The sequence below is a fragment of the Vibrio sp. 10N.261.51.F12 genome (assembly GCF_041471725.1).
In the GTDB taxonomy this organism is placed as follows: domain Bacteria; phylum Pseudomonadota; class Gammaproteobacteria; order Enterobacterales; family Vibrionaceae; genus Vibrio.
On record NZ_JBFROV010000022.1, the window covers coordinates 22,399 to 28,926 of the forward strand.

7 protein-coding genes are annotated in these 6,528 nt (G+C 44.6%); 2 read left to right on the top strand and 5 right to left on the bottom strand.

Features of this window, described 5'->3' with window-relative positions:
* The first annotated feature begins 79 nt into the window (after positions 1-79).
* Both AB4405_RS14500 and cysC read left to right on the top strand, forming a co-directional pair.
* Positions 80-1,804 (top strand): SLC13 family permease, encoded by a 1,725-nt coding sequence (locus AB4405_RS14500; RefSeq protein ID WP_372061488.1) that lies wholly within the window; start codon positions 80-82, stop codon positions 1,802-1,804.
* A gap of 33 nt (positions 1,805-1,837) precedes the next feature.
* Positions 1,838-2,455: an adenylyl-sulfate kinase gene (cysC, locus tag AB4405_RS14505; RefSeq protein ID WP_372061489.1), complete on the top strand. Its 618-nt coding sequence runs from the start codon at positions 1,838-1,840 to the stop codon at positions 2,453-2,455.
* Positions 2,456-2,521: 66 nt separating this feature from the next.
* On the opposite strand, the gene AB4405_RS14510 is transcribed toward cysC, so the two are convergent.
* The 5 genes from AB4405_RS14510 to AB4405_RS14530 form a co-directional block, all read right to left on the bottom strand.
* The gene (locus tag AB4405_RS14510; protein ID WP_372061490.1) at positions 2,522-3,430 is read right to left on the bottom strand and encodes a TIGR03899 family protein; all 909 of its coding nucleotides are present in this window, start codon (positions 3,428-3,430) and stop codon (positions 2,522-2,524) included.
* Positions 3,431-3,776: 346 nt separating this feature from the next.
* Positions 3,777-4,298 (bottom strand): DUF3299 domain-containing protein, encoded by a 522-nt coding sequence (locus tag AB4405_RS14515; protein ID WP_372061492.1) that lies wholly within the window; start codon positions 4,296-4,298, stop codon positions 3,777-3,779.
* A gap of 10 nt (positions 4,299-4,308) precedes the next feature.
* Positions 4,309-5,568, bottom strand: a complete 1,260-nt coding sequence (locus tag AB4405_RS14520) for an ABC transporter permease (RefSeq protein ID WP_372061493.1) — start codon at positions 5,566-5,568, stop codon at positions 4,309-4,311.
* Entirely contained in the window at positions 5,565-6,254 is a 690-nt protein-coding gene (locus AB4405_RS14525) for an ABC transporter ATP-binding protein (protein WP_102471308.1), read from the bottom strand. Before AB4405_RS14525 ends, AB4405_RS14520 begins: the two co-directional genes overlap by 4 nt.
* 64 nt (positions 6,255-6,318) lie before the next feature.
* Positions 6,319-6,528: DUF2796 domain-containing protein (locus AB4405_RS14530; protein WP_372061495.1), on the bottom strand; the 210-nt coding region annotated here is incomplete at its 5' end.

Sequence of the window (6,528 nt, forward strand, 5' to 3'; positions counted from 1 at the left end):
ATAGCTTATAAGGCGTAGCACGAGCAACAGCACACCGAATGGTGCGTGAAAAAATGGTCAGTTGGCGAGGATAAGGATTATGTGGGAACAAGGAGTGGTTTTAGCGCTATTGATGTCAATCATTAGCTGCTTAGTGGCCACTAAAATTAAACCCAGCCTTATTTTCGCTGGCGCGGCGTTTATCTCCTTCATTACAGGAATGACGGAGTTAAGCGTTATTGCGACCAATTTCACCAACTCGTCATTACTGACACTGGTGCTGCTCATCATGTCTTCTGCCGCTTTGGAGAAGACACGCCTGATCAGTTGGGTTAGTCGTTCTATTGCGACAGGGAAACTGGGTTCCGTTGTGGCGAAGCTTGGTATTTCTACGGCGCTTCTTTCATCATTTACCAATAATACGGCTGTTGTTGTTTCTCTTATCGGTGCAATAAAACGGAATCAGCGCCACGCCCCTTCAAAGTTACTGATCCCCTTGTCCTACGCTGCAATATTAGGAGGCACACTAACGCTGATTGGTACCTCAACAAACCTAATTATTAATAGCTTTGTTGAGGATGTTGGGCTGCCCAGTTTAGACTTTTTTGCACCGACTTGGATTGGTTTGAGTGTATTGATTGGTGGGGTGATTGTGCTTATCCCCTTGAGCTATCTCCTGCCAAACTATGACGATATTAGCCAAGATGATTTACCGTATTTCTTGGAAGCTAGAGTGGAGCCTGGGTCGCCTTTAGTCGGAGGCAGTATTGCCGAAAATAACTTGAGAGCACTGAGAAAGCTATTCTTAGCTGAAGTGGTGCGCGATGGAGAAACGCTGGCTTCTGTTGATCCCGACTTCGTACTTAAGGCAAAAGACAGGCTACTATTTTGCGGTGATGTAGAGAGCGTCAATACTTTACAAGAAATCAATGGCCTGACTTTCTTTGGGCAGCATCATCTAAACGGTCAAAACCTGCTAGAGGTTGTGGTGAGTTCCTCGGCTACTTTCTGCAATAAAACCCTAAAATCGAGTCACTTTCGCGATAAATTTGATGCCGTGGTCGTCGCAATTCGTCGTGGACACGAACGCTTAGAAGGCGGATTGGGTAATATTGTACTGCAAGCTGGCGATACCCTCGTCTTGGCGCCAGGTAAACGATTCGACGATGAAAGGCGCAAGCACCGAAAAGAGTTTGTGTTAGTCAACGACTTAGATTCGAGCGCTAAGCTTGATTTTGCCAAATCGAGCTATGTGTTGTTCGGCTTCATTGCGGTGATAGTGTTAGCGCTTACTAACGTCCTTCCTATTATTAAGGGACTAGCGCTCTATCTTATTGCTATTTTAGCGTTCGGAATTGTAAATTTCGGAGAACTAAGACGTCGTTTTCCTACCGATATCGTGGTCATTGTCGGCTCTGCATTATCTATTGCTCAACTGATGATATCGACAGGGCTGTCCGAACGGATGGGCGAGATGTTTATGGAGTTGTTCAATGGCTGGGGGGTATTTGGTGCGTTAGTGGCGACTTACTTCGTTACTCTCATTCTAACCGAGCTCATCACCAATAATGCGGCGGCGGCTCTCGCATTTCCTATTGGCTATAGCATGGCTGTGGGCTATGGGGTTGATCCCATGCCATTTATTATGGCCGTTTTATTTGGCGCCAGTGCTAGTTTCATTTCTCCTTACGGATATCAAACTAATTTGTTGGTGTACAGCGTGGGCAATTATCAGCTTAAAGATTACCTTCGGATCGGTATTCCTATTTCAATCGTCTATTCCGTATTGGTATTAGCACTGATTCCGTATTTTTTCCCATTTTAATGTTTTTATGATTCGTGACAATTAAGGATTTATATGTCAGATACTACTTTAGAAAAAGATGAGAACGTCATTTGGCATCAGCATTACGTAACAAAATCGGAACGCTCTGAGCTGAAAAAACAGCAGCCTGTCGTCCTTTGGTTTACTGGTCTTTCTGGTGCTGGCAAATCGACAGTAGCGGGGGCATTAGAAACTGAGCTGATTCGCTTGGGTCATCATACGTATTTATTGGATGGTGATAACGTTAGGCATGGTTTATGTCGTGATCTTGGTTTTTCAGCACAAGATCGACGAGAAAATATTCGTCGTGTTGGTGAGTTGGCAAAACTGATGGCGGATGCAGGATTGATTGTCCTATCGGCCTTTATTTCTCCGCATAGAGAAGAGCGTGCTTTGGTTAAATCCTTACTTCCACAAGGTGAGTTTCTAGAAGTGTTTGTTGATGCAAGTTTGGCGGTTTGCGAATCCCGAGATCCAAAAGGATTGTACAAGAAAGCACGTGCGGGAGAGATTGCCAATTTTACTGGAATTGATTCTGAGTATGAGCAGCCCCTTCAACCTGACATTCACCTTCAAGCGAGTGATCACGATGTGGCAACGTTGGTTACTGAGTGTTTAGCCGTCTTGAAAGCAAAGAATATCATCGCTTAATTTAAATCGATGTCGTATGTGGGTCAATATGCTCTTTTCATCGCAGCATATTGGCAGCGCTGTCCGTTAAACCTTGTGATGAAAAGAAGTGGCGGCTTCGCCAGCAACGGTGAATTTTCTATTGAGTAGGTTCACCAACTTCTCTTGATATTGCATGTTCCCGCGGTGCCCCAGCAGTTGGCATAGTTCGTTGCCTGTCGGGGTAAAACGATAATAGGTGAGCCTAATGCCTTTTAACTTAGATTGCAGTTGAAACTCGCTACCTTGGTAATTGAGGTTCAAGGCTGGCTCTTGCGCAATCTCGCCGGATTCGAGTTCCGTACCGAGAAGAATACCTAGCTCGATTAACAACAATAGGCTGGAGTAGGGAAGATTAAATTCCCCCAAGCTCAGTTCATCGAAACTGTCTCTTTTTGAAAAACTAAACAGCCCGGCATGATGCTTGATGCCGAGTAGTAATTTTCTGCTACTGTCAGCACCAAAGCTGCAGGCAAGTGAGGCAGCGCGTTGCAAGGTTTGCGCCTCTTTTGGCGTCATATCTTTGAGGGTTTTTAAGGCTTTCATAGAGGTGGAGCCAGGATTGGTTACCTCTCGCTTCAGTACCTGTGCCCACAGTTTTTGCATCGAGGTATTATGGATATCCTGAGCCATATCAAAAAACCGCAGTAACCAATCAAAATCTGGCTCACTAGCCACCTCACTATTACATGCTTGCAGTGCTAGCTTTACGATATGCTCTAGGTTTTTCTGTCGTTGCTCTTTTCGTTGCTTATCCCGCAAAATAGCACGCTCGAAGACACTTTTTTCTGACGCTTCTTCAGTAATAAGTGCATCAAGGATGTGAGTCTGTGCAATGGCTTTGATTCGACTGGCGCTGTCGCGCATCGGCGAACTCTTTTTTTGATTTTTTTGCTCATAGTGATGAGCGGTAGGTTCAGCTGTTGGAGATGAGCTGCCGGCCGGTAGGTTACTCATAGTTATGCACTTAACCGTCTGAATAAGAGTGAAGGGAAGTCATAAATTTAACGGGGTTTGCTCAAAATGACTAGTGCTATTTATGTGAGCTATTTTCCGCTTTAATAATTAGAGGGGTTAGGTTGTAAAAAAACCTAGGATAAATGATAAATATTTGTTAAATTTAGAGAGTGAGTAAGGAGGGAGTTTATGAATTACTCAAGAGAGTATAAATTCAAGAAACACATCTCAACAGCCCTGTTGCTCTGTGTTTACATTGGCGTGCTAGCGTATCTCTCTACCTACATTGGCTAAATGAGATACACTAGCAGACGGTTGTTTTCGTTACGCAATTGTTGCGTAGATTCTAGTTGTCATCGTAATCTTCAATGCTGAGGCCTTCAATTAAGTAGCCAGTTTCGGCTAGCTCTGAATTGACGGTCTCTGTTTTCAATGTCCCCACGACGTAGATGACATCCCAAAGTCGATGCACAGGGGCACCTTCTTTAAATTTCACGTAAACGATTTGGTTTGGTGGCGGTGGCGGTACGTGAATACATGCGCCAAAATATGGCACCAGTAGAAACTCGGTAACCGTATCTTCATCCCCTTCTAGTGGAACCACAAATCCAGGGATTTTTACGGTACTGCCATTTAATTCAGGCCTGACTGAGCCGATCATGGATTGCTCCATCTGCCCGCCAGAGTGATTGGTCACCGGCATACCGATCGCATCAAATTGATTACGCTCTGCTTCTGGGATTAAATCAATCCAATCTAGCGTTAAAATCTCACTATCTGTCTGCACATCCTCTTGTGCGATTGCAGGAGCCTGGAGCCCTCCAAATGCCAGAGTGAAGACACACATTGTTCGAACTAATAGGTTCATAAAGGTCTCATCATACACGGATGGTCATACCATCACTTAAAGATTGTTGGTAGGCGCGTAAAGCAGGGAAGAAACCAATAATGATTCCAGCCAACTGCACAAAACCAAGTAATAACCATTCATGGCTAGTGATGCCTGTTAACGCAATATGGATGCCATAATGCGACGCAATGACCGGACTTGCAATGGCCAATAACGCATAAGTTCCTGCAACACCCAATGTGATACCAACGGTTGTTAACACAGTGGCTTCGCTGACCAATAAGGCAAAGACATGTCTTGGCCTGGCTCCCATTGCTCGTAAGATTGCCATCTCACGTCGACGTTCTTGTAAACTCGTTAGTAGGCTAGACAGCATACCCATCAACCCAGCAATCACTACAAAGATCGACACGATGAGCAAAGCTTGTTCGGCGACACTCATTAGTCCCCATAATTCATGCAAAGCAATGCCCGGCATGATGGCACTCAGTGGTTCTTGCTTATAAGTATTGATTTGTCGCTGCAAAGCAAAAGTCTGAATTTTACTCTTTAAACCAACCAACATTGCGGTGATTTGTTTTGGTTGAAAATCCATTTTTTCTAACTGCGCTTTGCTCGGGGCATTGCCTAGGTTGGCACCAGACTCCCACCCGACATGAATCGCCTCAATGGCACCCAGTGAGACATGGACCGTTTTATCGACGGGTGTCCCTGTTGGCGCTAAGATACCAACAACCGTAAAGGGAAGGTTATCATGACGACTAAAACTCACATCGCTGATGCCGTGTGCGATGATGATATCACTGCCTATGTCGTAGCCTAATGACTTCGCGACATCCGATCCCAAAACGGTTTCAAATACCGTATTGAACTCGTGGCCTTTGGCAAAGGTTAATGCTTGTTTTTGGCCATACTGGTAATGCTCAAAATAACTGTGGTCGGTACCCATGACCCTGAAACCTTTATGAGAGTCACCCAGAGAGATTGGAATTGTCCAGTCTACAGCCTTGTGTTGGCTAAATTCTTCATAGCTTTTCCAGTCAATATTATTCGTGGCATTGCCAATGCGAAAAACAGAATATAGTAATAAATTTATTTGACCCGAACGCCCGCCTACTATGAGGTCTGTACCAGAAATAGTATTGGCAAAGCTGCTTTTTGCTTGCGTTCGAATACGCTCAACACCCATTAATAAAATCACTGAGATAGCGACGGTCAAGACCGTTAGCATGGCGGTGGTTTTACGATTGAGTAGGCTTTTCCATGCCAGTTTAATCGTGATACTCATGATTGCCTCGCTTGATTGAGATCGGTGAGGTTTTCACTGCGACTAAACAGTGATTCCAGACTCGGATCGTGACTGACAAACACTAGAGTTGAGTGCGCTTTATTGGCTTGTTCCATGAGTAACTCGATGAATGCTTCTCGGTTATCATGATCAAGCGCAGACGTGGGTTCGTCGGCAATTAAAAACTCGGGCTGACCAATCAAAGCACGTGCCGCAGCGACTCTTTGCTGCTGTCCTATGCTCAGTTCAGTGACTGGCTTAACCCACAAATCTTTTGATAGCCTCAATTGTTCAAGTAGATGCTTGGCTTCGTTTTGAATAGAGCCAGAGACTTTATTGCGACGGTGTTGAGAGAACTCGCAAGGTAGAGTCACATTGTCAATCACTGACAAATATGGAATTAAGTTAAATTGTTGAAATATGTAGCCAATGTGGTCGGCACGAAAACGATCACGGTGACGAGACGATAATTGACTCAGTGATTGTCCGAGTGTTTTTATATCGCCAGATGTGGCCGTATTAATACCGGTTAGAAGACTCAACAATGTGGATTTTCCACTACCACTTGGTCCTTTTAAAAACAGGTGTTCGCCTTGCTCAATGATGAGCTCTGGAATCTCAAGTGTTGGAGGCTGATTTTTTTGCCAGCAAAAGGTGACATTGCTGAGCTCAATTACTTTCGTCATAAAGACCTCATTGACGACGCCCTGCATAAAACATACAGGGCGAGGTGACTCAAACGGAATGCGTTTAAAATTTGATTGTGGTCGATGTTGAATTCAGTTCGCGAGCCGACTGGCCTTTATCTGTAAACAAGTTGACGGATACCTTCTCAGTTGAAGGGAAATGAGTAAACCATTGAGTTTCTATTTCTGAGAGGTCTGTCAGGTTCGAACAAGTAAATTGATATTGCACAGTGAATTCACCGTGTCCATCATGCTGGTCGTGGTCGTGGTCGTG